The sequence below is a fragment of the Kineosporia sp. A_224 genome, assembly GCF_002198655.1.
GTDB lineage: Bacteria > Actinomycetota > Actinomycetes > Actinomycetales > Kineosporiaceae > R-H-3.
This window is the reverse complement of the sequence record NZ_MWLN01000177.1, coordinates 1-19743: the sequence shown is the minus strand read 5'-3', so window position 1 is coordinate 19743 and position 19743 is coordinate 1. Positions and strand designations below refer to the sequence as shown.

Here is a 19743-nt window from a genome sequence, read left to right as displayed (position 1 = left end):
ACCCGGTCTGCGCAGGGCGGGTCAAAGCGCCCACGCGGCGCGGGGACGCCCCCGGACCCGCGAGGATGAGCGTCGTGGACGACGTCGACGCCCGCGGCCTGGCGGCCGCCGGCTACCGGCCGGCCGGCGCCGAGGAGACCGTGCGCGCGAACCGGCACTGGTGGGACGGCGCGAGCCGGGAGTACCTCGACGAGCACGGCGACTTCCTCGGCGCGGACGACTTCGTGTGGTGCCCCGAGGGCCTGCGCGAGGAGGACGCCCGCCTGCTCGGCGACCCGGCCGCGCTCGCCGGGAGCCGCGTGCTCGAGGTCGGCTCCGGCGCGGCCCAGTGCGCGCGCTGGGTCGCGGCCCGGGGCGCCGACGTCGTCGCCCTCGACCTGTCGATGGGCATGCTCGCCGAGGGCCGCCGGCTCGGGTCCCCCGGGTCGGTCGGGCTCGTCCAGGCCGACGCCCGGGTGCTGCCCTTCCCCGACGCCTCGTTCGACCTCGCGTTCAGCGCCTACGGCGCCGTCCCGTTCGTCGCCGACCCGCAGCGGGTCATGGCCGACGTCGCGAGGGTCCTGCGGCCGGGCGGCCGCTGGGTGTTCTCCCTGACGCACCCCGTCCGCTGGGCCTTCCCGGACGACCCGTCGGAGCACGGCCTCACCGCGAGCCGCTCCTACTTCGACCGGACGCCGTACGTCGAGGAGGACGACGACGGCCGGGTCGTGTACGCCGAGCACCACCGCACGCTCGGCGACCGGGTCCGGGACGTCGTCGCGGCCGGGCTCGTCGTCGAGGACCTCGTCGAGCCCGAGTGGCCGGACGGCCACGACCGGGTCTGGGGCGGTTGGAGCCCGCTGCGCGGCAGGCTCCTGCCGGGCACCGCGATCCTCGTGACGCGCCGCCCCTAGGCAGGGCCCGCTCGCGCGGGGATCAGCGCAGGACCGCGCGGCTCAGCGCACGTCGTCCGCGGCGGCCGGGACGCCCCGCAGGTCGACCGAGTCCGGGCCCGCGTCGTCTGGTCGCCCGGCGCGGCGCCGCCCGGTGCCGCTGAGGAAGACGAGCGCGACCCCGCCGATCGCCATGAGGAAGCCGATGACCGAGCCCCACGCCGGCAGGGTGACCCGCAGCATGTGGAGCGAGGACGCGTTCGCGCTCTGCACCTCGACGTTCGTCTTCACCGTCTGCTCGCTGTAGGCGAGGGTGCCGACGAGCATCGGGACGGTGACGCCGTTCGCCACGAGGCGGCGGTCCTGCTGCTCCTGGCCCTTGATGATGGCGCCGGTCTCGGGCTCGACCCAGAGGGTGCGGACGTTGGCGTAGCGGATGTCGGCCGTGGCGGCCGTGCTGTCCGGTGCGCCGCCGAACAGGACCCCGGGGACCTGCTGCTGGCCCAGGCTCACGTCGGGGATCTTCTGCTCGAACTTGTAGACCGTGAGGCCCTGGATCTTCTCGGTGGCGACGTAGCGGGCCTGGTAGGCCGCGCCCGACGCGCTGTCCCAGAACTGGTACGCGGTCGGCCGGGTCCGGAACGGGAACTTGAGGTACACGCCCTTGCGGTCGGGGTTCGTCCGGGAGGTCGCGTCGGCACCGGTCTGGTAGTACGGCTTCTTGAAGCAGTCGGACTGCTGCTCACCGGTGACGTTGTCGAAGCAGAGGCCCTCGACCGTCCGGTTGATCGGGTCGGCCGACTTGTCCGGGACGCTCGTGTCGACCCGGGTCTCCCAGTAGACGTGCCCGCCCTTGGCCGACTTCGGGTCGCCCTGCACGGTCCGGGTCGAGACGACGTCGACGACCTGCGGGCCGACGGGGTTGTCCCCCACGGCGATGAACACCTCGGCGCTGCCGCTCGAGACGACGGTGCCCGCGGGCGGCTGCGTCTTCGCGTCGACGTCCTTCTGGGTCGGGTAGACGGCTCCGACCTGCGCGATGCGCGGGTAGGCCCAGTACTTCACCGCCACCCCGAGCGTGAGCAGCGCGACGCCAAGACCGACGAGGACGAATCCGAGGACGCGACGCATGTTCCTACTCCTGGGCAGCAGCGTTGATGACCCACCGACGACCACTCCGGGTAACAAGGACCCGATGTGGCGTGCCGCACAGTACCAGTGAGTAGCCTTGCGCGAGAGTCCCTGTTCCTTGATCGTTCCCGGCGTCGCCGGGGCCCTGCCGCAGGTCCGAGGAGGTCACGTGGTCGCCCAGGCCCCGCCCGCCGTCCGGGACACCCCCCGACCGGCCGCGGCGACCGGGCGCACCGTGACGCTCGGTGGTCGGCGGGTCCCGGTGCTCGACCTCGTCGCCTGGGCCCTCACGGTGGTCGGCGCCGAGCTCCAGGCCCGCGCGCTGCGCGCCGCGGGCCCCACGCTCGAGGAGGTCGCCCGGCAGGCCGCGGTGGCCCGGCGCGGCCTCGTCGCCGTCCTGGTCGACCCCGGCGCCCTCGCCGTCTCCGGTGCGCCCGGCGGCCCGGCCGGCGGCATCCTCACCCGCGCCGCGGTGTGGCTCGTCGCCACCGTCGCGCCCCTGCGCGAGCTCGTCGTCGCGATCGCGGCGAACTCCCTGCGGGTGTCCCTGGCGCTCGGCGTCTGGCTGCTCCTGCGCCGGCTGCTCCGCCCGTCGCCGCTGCTCCTCGTGCCGCTGGCGATGGTCATGACGGCGCCGCAGCTCATCGCCTCCGGGGCGGGCACCACGGACGTCGCCGGGCCGCTCGCGGCGACCGTCGCCCTCGTGTGGGCAGCGGTGGCGCACGTGTGGTGGAGCGGCGGCCGCCGGCTCGGCGCCGTCGCCCTGCTCACCACGCTCGCGATGGGGTGCGACCGGTCGGGCGTGCTCGTCCCCCTCGTCCTGCTCCTGCTCTCGGCCACCGTCGTCCGGGTGCCGCCAGACCTCCAGGACGGCCCGCCCGGCCCGGACGCCGTCCCGTCCGGAGCCCGCGCCGTCCTGCGCGGGCTGCGCGCCGCATGGCCGCCGGCGGCCGCCTCCGCCGCGGTCGTCGCGGTCTTCGTGGCTCTGCCCGGGCTGCGGCCGGCGGACCTCGTGCTGCCCGCGGACGCCGCCGTCGCCGGGGTCGTCGGAGACGTCCTGCGGGCCGTCGCCGGTGGGTTGCTCGGGGCGCCGTGGACCTGGTCCGCCGCCGAGGTGCAGGGGCTGCCGCGGCCCGCCACGGGCGTCGTCACAGCCGCGGTGCTCCTCGTCGGCGGCCTCCTCCTGCTCGCTGCCCGGCACGACCGCGGCCGGGCGCTGCGTGCCGTCGCGCTCGGTGCCGGGTGGTCGGTCGCGGCGCTCGTCGTGGGCGTCCCCGGCCGGCCGCAGGCCCCGGGCGCGGTGCTCGGGGTGACGGTCGCCGTCGTCCTCACCGGCGCGCTGGCGACGCTGGCGCCGCGCGGCGCGCGGCTGCCGGACGACGCCGCGGCGGACCTGCCGCCCGGCCGGCTCCCCCGGCTGCGTGCGCTGGCGCCCCGCGCCCTCGCACTCGCGCTGCCCGTGCTCGTCGTCCTGGCCGCCGTCCCGGCCTCGACCGGGTTCGGCCGCCGGGCCGCCGCCGACCCGGCGCCGGCCTGGGCGGCCGCCGTCCGGTCGACCCTGGCGGACCTCGCCCCCTTCCCCCGGATCACCTCCCGGGCCGTGCCGGCACCGGTCGCCGCCTCGTCCGGGGCCGCCGGCACCCTCGACACCGACATCGTCACGCTGCTGCGCCCCGACGCCCTCGTGCACGACGCCGACGGCCCGGTGCTGTCGCTGGACGACACCGGCGGCCGGCTCGTCACGGCGCGGCTCGACCGCCTCGGCGGCGCCGCCCGGACGGAGCTCTGCGCGGCGGTCGTCCAGCCCGGGGACACCTCCGACGCCCGGGTCACGATGACCACCCCGGTCGACCTGCCCCCCGGCGCGCAGATCCGCCTGGAGCTGCTCGTCACCGGCAGCGCACGGCTGCGGGTCGTCGTCGAGGGACCCGACGGGCAGGCCACCGCGGTGCGCCGCTGGTCGGACGACGTGCTCTACGAGGGGCCCCACACCGTGCTCTTCCCGGTCGGCCCGCAGGTCGGGACGGCGGCCGCCGTCCGGGTGCGGCCCGCCACCCCCGACGCCGGCGTCTGCGTCGTCGCCGCCGACGTGGTGCGTGCCCGGTGACCGCGACCCCCGCCGTCGGCACGGCACCAGGCCCGCCGGCCGCGCCGGCCCCCGTCGGCGCCCCGACCGCTGAGCCCGCCGCCCGGCCGCGGCACGACCTGCCCGTCCTCGAGGTCTACCGGGCCGCGGCCGCGGCGCTCGTCCTGCTGACCCACGTGGGCTTCGAGAGCGGGGCCGGCACCCGGGGTCCCTGGGCCGGCTGGCTCGCCCGCGGCGACGCGGGCGTCGCGGTCTTCTTCGTCCTGTCCGGCTTCCTCCTCATGCGGCCTCGGGTGCTCGCCGCCCGCGGCCGGGCCCCGGCGGTCCGGGCGGCCCCGTATCTGTGGCGGCGCGCGGTACGGCTCGTGCCGGCGTACCTGCTCGCCGTGGCCGGCCTCGCGCTGCTGGTGCCCGGCGCCGCCGCGCGCCCCGGCGCGGACTGGCTCCGGGCCTGGACGCTCACCTCGGTCTACCACGAGGGCCCGCTGCTGCCCGGGTTCACGCACACGTGGAGCCTGGGGACGGAGATCTCGTTCTACGTGGCTCTCCCCCTGCTGGCCGTGCTCTGGCTCGGCAGGTCCGGCCGGTCGGTCGGTCGCACGTGGCACGGTCGGCGCGTGCTCGCCGTCGTGGTGCTGCTCGTCGTCGTCGCGACCGCATGGCGGTTGGGCTGGGCGACCTCGAGCGCCGGGCGGCTCGCGCCGCTCTACTGGCTGCCCGGCTACCTCGACTGGTTCGCGGCGGGGATGGGCCTGGCCTGGCTGCGCGAGCACCGTGGCGACGGCGGCCCGCGCTGGCTGCGCGAGGCGGCCGCTGCTCCCGGGGCCTGGTTCGCGATGGCCGCCGCGACCTACTGGGTGGCCACGACCCGGCTCGTCGGGCCGTACGACCTCAGCCCGGCGACGGCGGCCGAGTCGGCCGTGAAGCACGTGCTGTACCTCGTGCTGGCGCTCGTCCTGCTCGTGCCCGCGGTGTTCGGCGACCCGGCGGCCCGATGGCAGGTCCTCGCCCGGTCACGTCCTCTGGTGTGGGCCGGAACCGTCAGCTACGGGTTCTTCCTGTGGCACATGGTCGTGCTCATCGCGATCGTCCAGCGGTTCGACCTGCGGACGTTCGACATCCCGTTCCTGCCCCTCCTCGCCGCCACGGCCCTCCCCGCGCTCGCCCTGTCCGCCCTGTCCTGGCACCTCGTCGAGCGGCCGCTCCAGCGACGACTGCGCAACGTCGTCCGCTGACGCCGCCGCGGCGAGGACGACGGCGCACCCGAGCGTGCACCAGAGCGCGACGGCGCACAGCCCGTCGGCGAACGAGTCCCCGGGCACGGCACCGGCCCGGGCCACCGAGACCGCCGCCGCGACGAGGGCGCCGGACGCCGCGAGCACGACGGCGGCCCGCCGGTCGCGGCGCGCGACGACCGCCGCGACGCAGAGCGCGGCCGCGGCCCACCAGCCGCCCGCCACGACGAGAACGACGGCCGCCGTCACGAGGGCGGGCCGCGACAGCCCGGCCCGGGCGGGCGCCGACGCGGCAGGGACGTCCGCTGCCGGCACGCCGTCCGCAGCCGCCCGCCGGCGCCGGTGCGGGAGCGCGAGCGCCGCCACACCGAGCAGCAGCACCCCGCCGAGCACGAGAGCGAGCCGGTAGCCGGCCCCCGGGGCGAACGTGAGGACGACCGTGCCCGCCGGGCCCGCGGGGATCACCCAGCCCTGCTGCCAGCCGTCCACCCGGACGCTCGTCAGCGGACGGCCGCCGACGGTCGCCCGCCAGCCGGGGTTGGCGTTCTCGTGGACGACGAGCAGGCGGGCCGTCGCGGCGGCCGGCACGGCGAGGGTCCGGTGCTCGGCGTCCCACCGTCGCACGGTCACGGGACGGGACGCGGCCGCGGGCAGCCCCTCGGCGCCGCGCAGCCGGACCGACTCTGGCCGCCACAGCGGCGTCGCCCCGACGGTGACGCGCACGTCGCCGCCCGGCACGGTGAGCCGGTCCGCGGCGACCCTCGCCGCAGCGGCCGCCCGACCGCGCCCGCAGGGGACGGCGGCCATCGCCCGCCGCTCGAGCAGGTCCCGGACGGTGCCCTCGACCCGGGTCGGCACGGTGACGGCGCCGACGACGAGGTCGGGGCCGAAGCCGCAGGCGACCCCGGTGCGGGCGTCGAGGTCGAGGGGACGCCGCAGGTCGTCGAGCGCCGGGACGAGGACCTCGCTCACCCCGAACGGCAGCTCGACGACCCCGCGGTCGGGGTCGACGCCCCGCTGCACCCGGCGGTCGGTGACGACGAGGGTCAGGGACGTCCCGGTCATCGCCGGGAACCGCACCCAGCCGTCGGCACCGACCGCGGCGGACCGGGTCCGGCTGCCCACGGTCACCGTGACCCGGCGGGCCCGGGAGACCGCGAGCGCGGCATCGGTCTGCAGCTGGAACGCGCTGACGGCGCGCCGGCCCGACCACTCGAGGGTCAGCGCGGGGGCGGGGTCGAGCGGTGAGGCGACCCACCCGGACCCCAGGTCCCGGTCGACGGCGGCCTGCGGGCGCTCCGCGGCCTCCTCCGAGCGGCGGCTCGAGGCGGTCGCGACGAGCGGGTCCCCGAGGGGACGCAGCTGGGCGTCCCAGGCCTGCGAGGGCCGCGCGCGGACCTGCGCGCCGACCCGGTAGCTGCCGCCCGGGAGCGGGACGACCCGGTCCAGACGCAGGTCCTCCTCCCCCGGCCGGGCGAGCGTCGACCCGCACAGCGGCCTGTCCCCGAGGAGCACGCACCCGTCGGCGCCGTCGCGCGCGGTCCGCAGGACGACGTCCGCCGGCGGGTCCGTGACGGCGGGCAGCCGCAGCGGGCGCGCGGGCTCCACCCCGGGGACCGTCACGGCCCCGAGGCCGGGCTGCTCGGGCACGAGGGCCGGACGACGGCCCGTCAGCTCGATGCGCAGCCACCGCGTCGGGCCCGGCGGGACCTCGACCTCGCGGGCCGCGCCGCCGTCCGGGGACATCGACGTCCGGCGCCGTCCGGTCTCGGTGACGACGTCGACGGCCGTGACGCCGGACCGGGCGGCGGGGGTGACGGTGACCGTCGCCGGGGCGAGCCGGGACGCGGTGAACCGGACCTGCCACCACGGGGTGCCGCCGGCGAGGACCGCCGTCCGCCACTGGGTGAGCGGGTCGTCGTCGAGCAGCGCCCAGGGCGACGCCGCCGCCCCGGCGGAGCTCGAGGCGGTGACGTCCGCGACGCCCGTGAAGCGGGCGACGACCTGCGGCCCGTCGAAGACGGTCCAGTCGTGCGCCGCGCGCCGTGCCGACCAGGGGGCGGTCGCGGTGAGCGGCGCCGACCAAACGTCACGGACCGCCGAGAAGGTCGCCTCCCGGCGCTGCGGGCCGTCGGTGACGACCAGCGGCGCGGCCGCACCCCCCGTCGCGGCGGCCAGGCCGGCCGCCTCCGGGTCCCCGTCGAGGACGACCGGACGGCCCTCGAGCAGCCCCGCGTCGTCGAGCGCGAGCAGGTTCTCCGGCCCGCCCGCGACCCGGACGGCGGAGCCCGCGTCCCAGACCTCCGCCCGGGCCGCCGGCACCTCGACCTGCCACACCTCGAGCGCCGGCACGGTGACGTCGAGCCCGTCGTCGACGACGGCGTCCCCGACCTTGGCCCCGCCGACCGGCGGCCCGAACCGGGTGAGCGCGACGAGCCCCGGCGAGCCGGACAGCGCCGAGCGCACGGTCACCGCGCGCGGCGTCGAGCCGGGCACGCCCGCGAGGTCGGCGCGCACGAGCAGCCGGGTCACGCCGGCCCGGGCCAGGTAGGCGGCCAGCCCCGGCGACCCGCGGCCGGTCGACAGCTGCTGCTCGACGGTCGTGAGCATCCGGATGTTGCCGGCCGACGACAGCGGGACGACGTTGCGGACCGCCCAGGGCGTCCGGGCGAGGGCCTGCAGCGGCTCGTCCCGGGGGTCGCCCCACAGGCTCGTCGCGAAGGGCGCCCCCGGAACGACGAGGGTGCGTCCGCCGTCGTCGTGGGTCGCGAGCCACCGGGCGGCCTGCGACCAGTACGGCGGCACCTCGGTGAAGGTGCCGCGGGCCGGCAGCCCGGCCGCGAGCGCGGGGACCGCCGTCCCGGCGACGGCGCACACGGCGACGAACCGGACGCCGTGCCGGGCCCACGGCGCGGACGCCAGGACCGGGAGCCGGATCGCGGCCACGGCGTGCGCGAGGCCGAGCATGAGCGGCAGCCGCACGACGACGTCGAACTTGTGGGTGTTGCGCAGCGCTGCGCCCGGGCCGTCGAGGAGGTCCCGGACGGCACCCGCCCACGGCGGCGTCGCCGCACCGACGTGCCCGAGTGTGAGGAGGCCGACCCCGACGACGATGCCGCCGACGAGGAACGCCCGGTGCGGGGTCGAGCGCATGAGCAGCGCGGCCAGGCCGAGGAGGACCGCCGCCCAGCCGAGGGTGACGAGCAGGCCGGAGGACACGAGTTCACCGCCGGCCGGCCAGACGGTCAGCGAGCCGCGCAGCCAGGCCACCCAGTGCGTCGTCCCGCGCAGCGCCTGCGGCAGCGACGCGACGGACGTCGTCGTCGTCGACGACTCGATCCAGTCGAGGAACGGCGGGCTGTAGCGGCCGAGCAGGGCGAGCGGCACGAGCCACCAGGCGATGGCGGCCGGGACGAGGACGGCCCACCAGGAGGCGAGCCGGCGCCGCAGCCGGCCCGCCCGGGCGGTGGCGAACCAGACGACGGCGAGCGGCAGCGCGGCGCCCACGGCGACGGCGTTGACACCGCCCGCGCACGCGACCGCGACCGCCGACCGGGCCGCGGCCCGCCGTTCCCCGCCCTCCCGGGCGGCGACGAGCGGCACGAGCACCCACGGCGCGACCGCCGTCGGCCAGAGCTCGGCGCTGATCCCGCCGAGCTCGGTGACGGCCCGCGGGCTCAGGGCGAAGGCGAGCGCCGCGAGGATCCGGGTGCCGGCGGTGCCGATCCCCAGCCGGTCGGCGAGGGCCAGGAACCCGGTGTACGCGACGAGCAGGAGCAGCGCCCACCAGGCGCGCTGGGTGACCCAGGCCGGGATCCCGGCGAGGTGCCCCAGCGCGAAGAACGGCCCCATCGGGAGGAAGTAGCCGTACGCCTGGTTCTGCAGCTGGCCGAAGGCCCCCTGCGGCTCCCACAGCGTCCACGCCCGGGCGAGGAACGCGACGGGGTCGACGAGCAGGTCGAGCTTGGTGTCCGGCGAGAGCCGGCCGGGCGCCTGGACGAACGCGGCTGCGACGAGGGCCGCACCGCCACCGACCCGACGCACGACCTGAGCGGGGTCGCGCGTCAGGGCCGTCATCGCCGACGGACCACGACGACGACGTTCCAGCTGACGACCTCACGGGCGGCGGGGACCCGGGCCACCCAGGCCGCCCAGTCCGGGTGGTAGCGCGCACGGACGTCGAGGACCTCGCCCGCCCCGGAGCCGGCGACCTCGCGGGCCCACCGGGACATCCGCCCGGCGGAGACCGCGAACAGGCTGCGGCCGAAGTCGTTCTTCGGACGGCGCCCGTGCAGGCGCTCGTAGCGGTCGGCGGCCCGCCGGCCGCCCAGGTAGTGCCACGGGGAGGTCTCGTGGCCGCCCCACGGGGAGAGCCAGGTCGTCCAGGACAGCCACACGAGGCCGCCGGGCCGGACGACCCGGAGCATCTCCCCCGCCATCCGCTCCGGGTCCGGCACGTGCTCGAGGACGTTGCTCGACATGCAGACGTCGAGGCTGCCGTCGGCGAGCGGCAGGGCGAGCCCGCTCGCCCGGAGGAAGCCCTCCGGGGCGTCGCCGCGGGCGGTGAGCTCCCCGGCGTCCGGGTCGATGCCGGCGTAGCGCGCCCCGGCGCCCCGGAAGGCGTCCGCGAAGTATCCGGGGCCGCCGCCGACGTCGACGACCGAGGCCCCGTCGAGCGAGGTGTACCGGCTCACCTGCCGCACGGTGTCGACGGCGAGGGTCGAGTAGAAGACGTCAGGACGGCTCTGCTCGAGCCGGAACGCCCGCAGCAGGGCTACGGACCGCCGCAGGCCGCGCTCGGGCAGCAGGGCGGGATCGACGTCGACCGGCACTCCTGCAACATAGCGAACCGCTACCCGTGGGTAGCAGAAATCACGCCGCAGTCCCTAGGGTGGCCGCCACCACCCCCGGTGGTCACGAACCGTCACGGCGTCCGCGGGCCCACCCCGCGTCGGGGCCGCCGAGCACGGGATCGTGGACCACCTGTAACCAGCCCTGGAGTCGACGGTGTCTTCCTGGCCGCTGCGCGTGACGGTCCTGAACTGGCGCGACACGACCCATCCCGAGGGCGGAGGGTCCGAGCGCTACGTCGAGCGGATCGCCGCCGGGCTCGCCGCCGACGGCTGCGAGGTCGTCGTCCGGTGCGCCCGTCCGGCCGGCGCGGCCCGCCGCGAGGAGCGGGACGGCTTCACCCTGGTCCGGGCCGGCGGGCGCCTGGGGGTCTACCCGCGGGCGCTCCTCGGCCTGCTCGCGGACCGGCTCCGTGGGCGCGGGCCGCAGGTCGTCCTCGAGGTGCAGAACGGCGTCCCGTTCTTCGCCCGTGTCACCGCCGGCTGCCCCGTCGTGGTCCTCGTGCACCACGTGCACCGCGAGCAGTGGCCGGTCGCCCTCGGCCCGGTGGCCGCCCGTGTCGGCTGGTGGGTCGAGTCCTGGCTGGCCCCCCGCGCCCTGCGCGGGCAGCAGTACGTCACGGTCTCCCAGGTCTCCCGCGCCGAGCTGACCGCCCTCGGCGTCGACAGCGCGGCCGTCGCGGTCGTGCACAACGGCGTGGACCCGTTGCCCGCCCCGGACGCCGGCGCCGGGGACGCCCCCGCCCTGCCGGACGCCGGCCCCACGCTCGTCGTGCTCGGCCGCCTCGTGCCGCACAAGCGCGTCGAGCACGCGCTCGAGGTGCTGGCCCGGCTGCTGCCGCGGCACCCCGGGCTGCGGCTACGGGTCGTCGGCGAGGGCTGGTGGCACGAACGTCTCGCGGCCGAGGCGGACCGGCTCGGCGTCACGGACGCCGTCGACTTCCTGGGCTTCGTCAGCGAGGCGGAGAAGGACGCCGTCCTCGCCGGCGCCACGATGATGCTCGCGCCCTCGCTGAAGGAGGGCTGGGGGCTCATGGTCGTCGAGGCGGCGCAGCACGGCGTGCCGACGGTCGCCTACCACGGCGCCGGTGGCCTGTCGGAGTCGGTGCTCGACGGCCGGACCGGGCTGCTCGTCGAGGACCTCGACGCGATGGTCGCGGCGACGGACCGCCTCCTGCGCGACGGCGCGCTCCGGGCGAGCCTCGGCGAGGTCGCGCGCGGTCACGCCGCGCGGTTCACCTGGCGCGCGGCGACGACGGCGATGGAGCGCCTGCTGCGCCGGGCGGCGGACGGTCTGGCCCCGGTCGCCGACGCGGACGAGGGCGTGCCCGCGGGTGACTTCCCCGCGCCCGCCCTGGTCCTACTCCCCGTAGTTCAGGATCTCCTCGGAGGGGCCGTCACCGACGGACCCGCCCGCGGGGGCGATGGTGTCGGTGGGCAGGTCGGGCGCCTGGCTGGTGACGAGCGCACTCGTCACGGCGACGGCGGCACCGCCGCCGGCGAGGGCCACGAGCAGGGTCACGACGAACGACGTGCCGACCCCGCCTCGGTCACGGGAAGCGCGGCTCATGGTTCCTCCAAGCGAGCGGGGTGACTTCTGCGTCCCGCGGAGAGTAGCAGCCGGTCACCGCTTCCGGGAGGCCGCACCGCGCAGGCCCCGCCGGAGCTGACCGACAGCGGCCAGGACGCCGACGAGCCCGTAGATCAGGTGCGCCGCGGTCACCGTGCGTCGCCGTCCGTCGGTCGGTCCGGCGGGCAGGACGGGCCCCGGCCCGGACGACGTGCCCGCCGGCTGTGCGGCCACCCGCAGGAGCAGCGCGTCGGGCCCGTCGACGACGGTCCGGACGAGCGGGGCGGCGGGCAGCACGGGCACCCGGCCCGGGGTGCCGCGTTCCACGAGCACCCAGCCGACCCCGAGCCGGCCGAGCTCGTCGGCCGTGAGGACGCCGTCCTCGAGACCGGCGGCCACGGCCCGGGCGCCGGCCCCCTCCGCGGGCAGCCGAGTGCCGCCCACGCTCAGCGCGTCGTCGACGAGCGCGGGTCTCGGCAGCATCCGCGAGGCCGGGTCGAGCACCGGCGCGGGACCCGACCAGGCGAAGCGCCGGAACGGCTGCCAGGGCAGGACGAGCACCCGGTCCGGCCCGCCGCGTGCGTCGGCGGCGTCGAGCGCGGCCCGCACCCGCGCCCAGTCCCGCGGGTAGGTCACGGGCACCAGCCGGCCGCCGAGCCCGAGGGCGAGGTCGGGGGCTACCGCCACGACGGCCGAGGCGACGAGCACGAGCACCGGGAGCGCCGGGACCGCCCCGCGGCTGCGCCGTCCGACGGAGTCCGCGAGCGCCGCCGCACCGAAGCCTGCGAGGACGGCGACCCCGACCGCGGGCCAGGCGAGCCAGCGATGCCCGTCGCGGAGCAGCCCGCCACCGGGGACGCCCCGCGCGATCAGCAGCAGCAGGTCCCGGCCGCCGGGCAGGTGCGGCAGCAGGGCGACGAGGTAGCCCGCCGCGACGAGGGCGGCGCCGGCCACGACGAGCGGGAACCGGTCCCCCGGACCGGCCACCGCGCCGGAACGGGGCTCCTCCTGACGCACCTGCCGGAGCAGGCCCGGCAGCCCGGCGGCGGCGAGACCGAGAAGGACGACGGTCGAGGCGAGCGCGAGCGACGTCGTCCGGCTCGCCGGCAACGGACCCGGCGCCCACAGCCCGCCGAGACCCAGCACGTCGACGACGACGCCCGCGGCCGTCTCGGCGCGGGTCGCGAACGCGTCGACGGCCTCGGCCGGCGGGGCGGCGAGCGCCGGGTGCAGCCGGCCCGCGACCACCCAGGGCAGCTGGGTGACCAGTGCCGTGAGCACGGCGGCCCCCGCTCCGCCGCGGCCGGGCGCCCGTCGCAGGGCACCACCCGCTGCCCCGGCCGCCACGACGGCGAGCGCCGTCCCGACGCACAGCAGCCCGCCGCCCGGGGTGACCGATCCCGCGACGCAGGCCCCGGCCAGGGTCGGCCACGCCCCGGCCCGGCCGGTCACGAGGCCGTGGGCGCCGACGGCGACCCACGGCACCGCCGCATAGCCGAGCAGGTGCGGGACGTGGCCGATGGCGAGCTGCTCGAGGACGAACGGGTTCCACACCGCGACGAGCAGGGCGACCCAGCGGCCGGGCCCGGCGGCCCGCGCGAGCCGGGCGGCGCCGGCACCGGCCGCCGTGAGCGCGAGGAGGGCGAGGACCTGGGTGACGACCGCGTCGGGCAGGAGCCGGGCGATGACCGCGACGACGGCGTCCCAGGGGACGGCGCGCGGCAGCCGGTCCCCGAGCCCCAGCGCGTCGTCACCGAGCACCGGCCCGGGGACGGACACGAGGTCGTACCGGAGCAGGTAGCCGGGCCGCAGGGCCGGTCCGAGCACGACCGCCCCGACCGCCGCCGCCGCCACGACCTCGCCCGTCGCCGGCCCCGCGGGTGCCCACCGGCTCATGCCGGACGGGCCGGGGGTCGCTGCTGCACGGCGCCAGTATGGCCCGGCCGGGCGACCCGGCCCGGGCCCGCCTGCGCGACCGGGCGTGCGGCGACTACGGTGCGCCGGTGACGTCGCGACGGGCAGCCTCCCTGACCCGCTCCGCGGTCGTCCTCGCAGCCGCGACGACGGTCGCCAACCTGCTCGGCTACGCCCTCGTCCTGCTGCTCACCCGGTCGCTGCCCGCGCAGGACCTCGGTGCGGCCGGCGCCCTGCTCAACCTCGCGGTCATCGGCATGGTGCCGGCGGTCGCGCTGCAGCTCGTCGTCGCCCGCGCGGTCGCGGGTGCGCCGGACCGGGCGCAGGACGACGCCCCGCACGTCGACGCCGTCCCGCCCGGGGCCGCTGTCCGGGTCGCCGTGGAGACGGGGCTCCTGCTCTGCGTCGTCGTCGCCGTCGCCGCCCCGGCGCTCGAGCGGTTCCTGCGCCTCGACGGGCCGTGGGCCGCGCTGCTCGTCGGCGCGTGGCTGCTCCCGGCGACCGTCGTCTTCGCCGCGCAGGGGCTGCTCCAGGGCCGGGAGCGGTTCCTCGCGCTCTCGGCGGTGCTCGTCCTCGCGGCCGCCGCCCGCCCGCTCGGCGGTGCCGTCGAGGCCGTCACCGGCACCGGGGTGACCGCACTCATGGGGTTCGTCGCCGCCGGGACGGCGGTCGCCGCGCTCGTCGCCCTGCGCCTCGTCGGCGAGCCGCTGCAGCTGTTCGGGCCCGCCGCACGCGCCGCGGCGGCCCGGCTGCGCGGCCCGCTGGCCGGCGCCGCGGTGACGACGGCCGGCCTGCTGACGCTGGCGAACGTCGACCTCCTGCTCGCCCGGCACGTGCTCGACCCCGCCGCGTCGGGTTCCTACGCCGTCGGTGCGCTCTTCGCCAAGGGCGCCTTCTGGGCACCGCAGTTCGTCTCGACGCTGCTCTACCCGCGGATGGCCCAGCCCGACCGGCGGGCCCGGGCGGTCGTGGGCGCCGTGGGCATCTGCACCGCGGTCGGAGCGGGCGCGGTCGTCGCGACGCTGGCGCTCGGCGGCCCGCTCGTCACGCTCGTGGCGGGCGAGGCCTACCGCCCGCTCGGCCCGGACCTGTGGCTGTTCGCCGCGCTCGGCGGCGCGCTCGCCGTCGCGCAGGTGCTGCTCTACGCGCGGCTGGCCGTGGGCGACCGGACGATCGGGGCCGCCGCGTGGCTGTGCATCGCAGGACTCGCCGTCGCCGTGCTGCTCGACCCCGCGCCGACCGTCGCGGGGGTCGCCGCGCGGGCGCTGGCCGCGACCCTCGTGCTCGTCGGCATCGGTCTGGTCGTCGAGCGGGCGGCGTTCCGCCGGGGCCGGGAGCACGCACCGGCGGTGACCGGCGGCTGAGCCCTCGCCGTCAGTGCCCCGCCTCGTGCCAGGACCGCCCCGCACCGACCGACACCTCGAGCGGCACGGACAGCTCGGCGGCGCCGCCCATGGCGGCCCGGACGAGTCGCTCGACCTCTTCGCGCTCCCCCGCGGCCACCTCGAGCACGAGCTCGTCGTGCACCTGCAGGAGCAGCCGGGTCGTGAGCCCGGCCTCGCGCAGCGCGGCGTCGACCCGGAGCATCGCGACCTTGATGATGTCCGCGGCGGAGCCCTGGATCGGGGCGTTGAGGGCCATCCGCTCGGCGGCCTCGCGGCGCTGGCGGTTGTCGCTCGTGAGGTCCGGCAGGTAGCGCCGGCGGCCGAGGATCGTCTCGGTGTACCCGGTGCGGCGGGCCTCGGCGACGATGCTCTGGAGGTAGTCCCGGACGCCGCCGAAGCGGTCGAAGTAGTCCTCCATGAGCGTGCGTGCCTCGGCCGGCGGGATCGCCAGCTGCCGGGACAGACCGAACGCGGACAGGCCGTACGCCAGCCCGTACGACATCGCCTTGATCTTGCTGCGCATCGCGGGCGTGACCTCGGCCGGCTCCACCGAGAAGACCCGGGAGCCGACGAAGCGGTGCAGGTCCTCCCCCGTGAGGAAGGCCTCGATGAGGCCCTCGTCCCTGGACAGGTGCGCCATGATCCGCATCTCGATCTGCGAGTAGTCCGCGGTGAGCAGGCACTCGTAGCCGGCGCCGACGACGAACGTCTCCCGGATGCGCCGGCCCTCGTCGGTGCGGATCGGGATGTTCTGCAGGTTCGGATCGGTGCTCGACAGCCGACCCGTCGCCGCGATGTTCTGCTGGTACGTCGTGTGGATCCGGCCGTCGTCCGCGACCGAGCGGATGAGCCCCTCGACGGTGACCCGCAGCTTCGACGCGTCCCGGTGCCGGAGCAGGTGGAGCAGGAACGGGTGCTCGGTCTTCGCGTAGAGGTCCGCGAGGGCCTCGGCGTCCGTCGTCCAGCCCGTCTTCGTCTTCTTCGTCTTGGGCATCCCCAGCTGCTCGAAGAGCACGACCTGCAGCTGCTTGGGCGAACCGAGGTTGATCTCGGCCTCGATGTGGGTGAAGGCCTCCTTCGCGGCGGCCTGGACCTCGGCGGCGAAGTACGCCTCGAGGTCGGCCAGGCCCTGGGTGTCGACCGCGATGCCGGCCTGCTCCATCCGCGCGAGCACGTCGACGAGCGGGAGCTCGACGCCGTCGAGGAGCGCGAGCCCGCCCTTGTCGAGCAGCTCCGCGCCGAGCTTCTCGGAGAGCTCGAGGACGGCGCGGGCCCGCACCATCGCGGTCTCCGCCTCGTCGGGGCCGCCCGGTGCCTCCTCCATCTCGAGGGTGAGCTGCGCGGGCTCCTCGACCGGCACCCCGACCTCGGCGCGCAGCTCACGGCCGAGGTGACGCAGGACGAGGTCCGAGAGGTCGAACAGCCGCTGGTCGGGGCGGCACAGGTACTCGGCGAGGGCCGTGTCGCTCACGACGCCACGCAGGGGCAGGCCCCGGGACGCGAGCGCGACGAGCGGGCCCTTGACGTCGTGGAAGGCCTTGGGGGCTGCCGGGTCCGCGAGCCACGCGGCCAGCGCCGACTGGGCCTGCTCGTCGGCGTCCACGAGGTCGACGTAGCCGGCGGCGCCGTCCGAGGCGGCCAGCGCGACGCCGCGCGCGTCACCGCGGCCCTGGGCCCAGTGGCCCACGACGGCGACGCCGACCGTGCCCTGGGCGTGCGCCTCGAGCCACTCCTTGACGCCGGCGCCGTCGAGCCGCTCGGTGTCGACGTCGAACCCGCCGTCGGCCTCCGGCTGGGGGGTCGCGAGCGTCGAGAAGAGCCGCTCCCGCAGCACCCGGAACTCCAGGCCGTCGAAGACCTGGTGCACCTCGTCGCGGTCCCACGCCTGCACCGCGAGGTCGTCCACGTGCAGCGTCAGCTCGAGGTCGTCGACGAGCCGGTTGAGCCGGCGGTTGCGCAGGACGCCGTCGAGGTGGGCGCGCAGGCTCTCGCCCGCCTTGCCCTTGATCTCGGGGGCGTGCGCGACGATCCCGTCGAGGTCGCCGTATGTCGCGAGCCACTTCGCGGCCGTCTTGTTGCCGACCCCGGGGATGCCCGGGAGGTTGTCGCTGCTCTCCCCGACGAGCGCCGCGACGTCCGGGTAGCGCTCGGGCCGCACGCCGTACCGCTCCTCGACGACCTCGGGCGTCATCCGGATGAGCTCGCTGACGCCGCGCACGGGGTAGAGCACCGTCACATGGTCCTCGACGAGCTGGAGGGAGTCCCGGTCGCCGGTGCTGATGAGGACCTGGAAGTCCTGCCGGCGGGCCTCCTTGGTGAGCGTCGCGATGATGTCGTCCGCCTCGTAGCCCTCCTTCTCCAGGGTCGGCACCCGGAGCGCGGCGAGGACCTCCTTGATGAGCGCGACCTGCCCGGAGAACTCGGCGGGCGACGCGCTGCGGTTCGCCTTGTACTCGGCGTACTGCTCGCTGCGGAAGGTCTTGCGGGAGACGTCGAACGCGACGGCGACGTGGTCCGGCTGCTCGTCGCGCAGCACGTTGATGAGCATCGACGTGAAGCCGTAGACGGCGTTCGTGACCTGCCCCGTCGACGTGGAGAAGTTCTCCACGGGCAGGGCGAAGAACGCGCGGTAGGCCATCGAGTGGCCGTCGACGAGCAGCAGGCGGTGGCGCTCGGGCGCGCCGGTCTTCGGGCTCACGCAGGTCACCCTATGCCGCACCACCGTCAACCCGGGCCGACCGGCGCACGGGTCGGCGCCGGACGGCGTCAGGTCGGCTCAGGCGGGCTGGGTCGTCGCGTTCTCGACGAGCGACACCGAGCGCAGCCCGGCCTCGGACGAGCGCTCGAGGGCGTCCGCGAGGTCGGCCGTGACGACCGGCATCTCGAGCGTGTCGTGGGTGTCGTGCACCGAGATCGCGTCCAGGTCGAGACGGGCGGTCGGGCACGGGTCGGAGAGGCCCAGGTCCGCGGCGTCGGGGCCGGCCGGGTGCGGCAGACCGGCCCGGACGGCGGCCGCGGCCGCCTCGTCCTGCTTCGCCGAGGCGCGGGCGGAGGACCAGGAGGCCTTCCCGCGGAGCGACCGGCGGCGGGAGAGCAGGTCGTCCAGGGTGCCCCGGCGGGACTCGCCCGCGAGCTTGCGGCGCAGTACCGCCGTCGACGCGACGCGACGGACGACGAAGGGGCTGAACCCGAGCCGGGCGAGGAAGCGGTGGGTGTCGCGGGCCGAGGGGGCGACGCTCGTGAGGACCTGGTCGGCACCGGCGCGCTCCGCGACGGACGCGACCCCGGACAGCAGCCCCTTGGCGACCCCCCGACGGCGGGCCTCGGGCGTCACGAAGAGGTGCTCGATGTGCAGGCACGGGCCTTCGGTGATCGCGAAGACCGGGGCGACCCGCAGGAGCGCGTAGCCGACGGCGGCGCCGTCGATCCGCGCGACGAGGACGTGGACGTCGTCCCCCTGGAGCGCCTCGCGCAGGCGCGGCCGGAGGTGGTCGGGCGCGGTGCCGGCGACGGCACGGGTCGTCCCCGTGACCTCGTCCCGGGCCTGGCCCCAGAGCAGGAGCAGGTCGTCGAGGTCTTCGACGCCGGCCCGCCGTACGTCCACGGGTGCGCGGGTCACGCGTGCCTCCTCGACCTCGTGCCGTCCTTACGGACAGCGATGGCACTGAACCTTCCCCCGGACGACCCTGCTGAGCGTAGAGCGTCACGCCACCGGTCCGGAAGCGTTCTGCAGAAACGGTCAGAAGCACCCCCGGACGGACTCCCCCGGCCGGAGGGTGTTGTCGCATCCGGGCACCCACCATCACACTGCGTGACGAATCGGGCTCGGGGTTGCTCCGATCGGGTGACCGGTCGCTGACGGTCCGCACCGACGCACCGGAGGGCGCCCCGGTCCTCGACCGGGACGCCCTCCGGGCACCGTCCGTGACGCCTGGGGCGTCCGTGACGGGTGTGGAACAGGTGCTGCGAGGCCGCGCTCAGCCGCCGAGGTAGGCGCTGACGACCTCGTCGTTCTTCGCCAGCTCGCGGGCCGGGCCCGTGAGCTTGAGGGCGCCGGACTCCAGGACGTAGGCGTAGTCGGCGACCCGCAGGGCGGCGAGCGCGTTCTGCTCGACGAGCAGGACGGTCGTGCCCTGGTCCCGGATCGTCTTGATCGTGTCGAAGATCAGGTCGACGAGCACCGGCGCCAGACCCATCGACGGCTCGTCGAGGAGCAGGAGCTTCGGCTGGCCCATGAGGGCCCGGGCGACGGCGAGCATCTGCTGCTCGCCGCCGGACATCGTCCCGGCCTTCTGCGTGATCCGCTCCCGCAGGCGCGGGAACAGCTCGAGCACCCGCTCCTTGTCGGAGGCGATCTCTGCCTTGTCGTTGCGCAGGAACGCTCCGAGGTCGAGGTTCTCCTCCACGGTCATGCGGGGGAAGATCCGCCGGCCCTCGGGCGACTGGCAGATCCCGGCGGCGACGATCTTGTCGCCCCGCATCGTCGCGAGGTTCTGGCCGTTGTAGGTCAGGGTGCCCTTCTTCGGCCGCAGGAGGCCGGAGATGGTCCGCAGCGTCGTCGACTTGCCCGCACCGTTGGAGCCGATGAGGGTGACGATCTCGCCCTGCTTGACGTGGAGGCTGACGCCCTTCACCGCGGCGATGTTGCCGTAGTAGACGTGCAGGTCCTCGATCGCGAGGAGGTTGTCCCCGCCCTCCCG

At 76.7% G+C, this 19743-nt stretch carries 11 protein-coding genes and 1 pseudogene; 5 read left to right on the top strand and 7 right to left on the bottom strand.

The genetic code is table 11. The features are described 5' to 3' along the window. The first annotated feature begins 65 nt into the window (after positions 1–65). Complete coding sequence (locus EDJALFJO_RS17735) at positions 66–893, top strand: class I SAM-dependent methyltransferase (protein ID WP_088287646.1); 828 nt, start codon at positions 66–68, stop codon at positions 891–893. Between the two features lie 42 nt (positions 894–935). Here the strand turns inward: EDJALFJO_RS17735 and EDJALFJO_RS17730 are convergent, their stop codons facing one another. Next, a complete protein-coding gene (locus EDJALFJO_RS17730) occupies positions 936–2003 on the bottom strand; it encodes a DUF3068 domain-containing protein (protein ID WP_088287645.1) in 1068 nt (355 codons plus the stop codon). A 169-nt stretch (positions 2004–2172) separates the two neighbouring features. On the opposite strand from EDJALFJO_RS17730, the gene EDJALFJO_RS17725 reads away from it, so the two are divergent. Together EDJALFJO_RS17725 and EDJALFJO_RS35685 are read left to right on the top strand one after the other, a co-directional pair. Beyond that, positions 2173–4110, top strand: coding sequence for a hypothetical protein (locus EDJALFJO_RS17725; RefSeq protein WP_088287644.1), 1938 nt, complete (start codon positions 2173–2175; stop codon positions 4108–4110). Then, complete coding sequence (locus EDJALFJO_RS35685; RefSeq protein WP_143448633.1) at positions 4107–5324, top strand: acyltransferase; 1218 nt, start codon at positions 4107–4109, stop codon at positions 5322–5324. The genes EDJALFJO_RS17725 and EDJALFJO_RS35685 overlap by 4 nt, the downstream gene beginning before the upstream one ends. 2061 nt (positions 5325–7385) lie before the next feature. Here the strand turns inward: EDJALFJO_RS35685 and EDJALFJO_RS35680 are convergent. Next, positions 7386–9401, bottom strand: a pseudogene (locus tag EDJALFJO_RS35680) (alpha-(1->3)-arabinofuranosyltransferase family protein); the annotation flags it as partial. Then, on the bottom strand, positions 9398–10156 hold the full coding sequence (locus EDJALFJO_RS17710; RefSeq protein ID WP_088287642.1) for a bifunctional 2-polyprenyl-6-hydroxyphenol methylase/3-demethylubiquinol 3-O-methyltransferase UbiG: 759 nt from the start codon (positions 10154–10156) through the stop codon (positions 9398–9400). The pseudogene EDJALFJO_RS35680 and the gene EDJALFJO_RS17710, both read right to left, overlap by 4 nt. A gap of 175 nt (positions 10157–10331) precedes the next feature. Here EDJALFJO_RS17710 and EDJALFJO_RS17705 point away from each other — a divergent pair, with 175 nt between their 5' ends. Then, a complete protein-coding gene (locus EDJALFJO_RS17705) occupies positions 10332–11768 on the top strand; it encodes a glycosyltransferase family 4 protein (protein ID WP_198950406.1) in 1437 nt (478 codons plus the stop codon). A 30-nt stretch (positions 11769–11798) separates the two neighbouring features. Here EDJALFJO_RS17705 and EDJALFJO_RS17700 read toward each other — a convergent pair whose 3' ends face one another. Next, positions 11799–13640, bottom strand: coding sequence for a hypothetical protein (locus tag EDJALFJO_RS17700; RefSeq protein WP_088287640.1), 1842 nt, complete (start codon positions 13638–13640; stop codon positions 11799–11801). Positions 13641–13747: 107 nt separating this feature from the next. Between EDJALFJO_RS17700 and EDJALFJO_RS17695 the strand changes: the two genes are divergently transcribed. Further along, entirely contained in the window at positions 13748–15022 is a 1275-nt protein-coding gene (locus tag EDJALFJO_RS17695) for a hypothetical protein (RefSeq protein WP_143448632.1), read from the top strand. 10 nt (positions 15023–15032) lie between these two features. On the opposite strand, the gene polA is transcribed toward EDJALFJO_RS17695, so the two are convergent. The 3 genes from polA to EDJALFJO_RS17680 all read right to left on the bottom strand — a co-directional run bounded on the left by polA (position 15033) and on the right by EDJALFJO_RS17680 (position 19716). Then, the gene (gene polA, locus EDJALFJO_RS17690; protein WP_233149927.1) at positions 15033–17741 is read right to left on the bottom strand and encodes a DNA polymerase I; all 2709 of its coding nucleotides are present in this window, start codon (positions 17739–17741) and stop codon (positions 15033–15035) included. A gap of 78 nt (positions 17742–17819) precedes the next feature. Next, positions 17820–18662, bottom strand: coding sequence for a GNAT family N-acetyltransferase (locus EDJALFJO_RS17685; protein WP_088287637.1), 843 nt, complete (start codon positions 18660–18662; stop codon positions 17820–17822). A gap of 358 nt (positions 18663–19020) precedes the next feature. Then, positions 19021–19716 carry an ABC transporter ATP-binding protein gene (locus EDJALFJO_RS17680; RefSeq protein WP_088287666.1) on the bottom strand — a complete coding sequence of 232 codons (696 nt, stop codon included), beginning with the start codon at positions 19714–19716 and terminating at the stop codon, positions 19021–19023. Positions 19717–19743: the final 27 nt, after the last annotated feature.

Bases quoted from the DNA above. Each gene is read 5' to 3' on its own strand.
- EDJALFJO_RS17735 (WP_088287646.1), top strand. From the start codon at position 66: ATGAGCGTCGTGGACGACGTCGACGCCCGCGGCCTGGCGGCCGCCGGC.
- EDJALFJO_RS17730 (WP_088287645.1), bottom strand. From the start codon at position 2,003: ATGCGTCGCGTCCTCGGATTCGTCCTCGTCGGTCTTGGCGTCGCGCTG.
- EDJALFJO_RS17700 (WP_088287640.1), bottom strand. From the start codon at position 13,640: ATGAGCCGGTGGGCACCCGCGGGGCCGGCGACGGGCGAGGTCGTGGCG.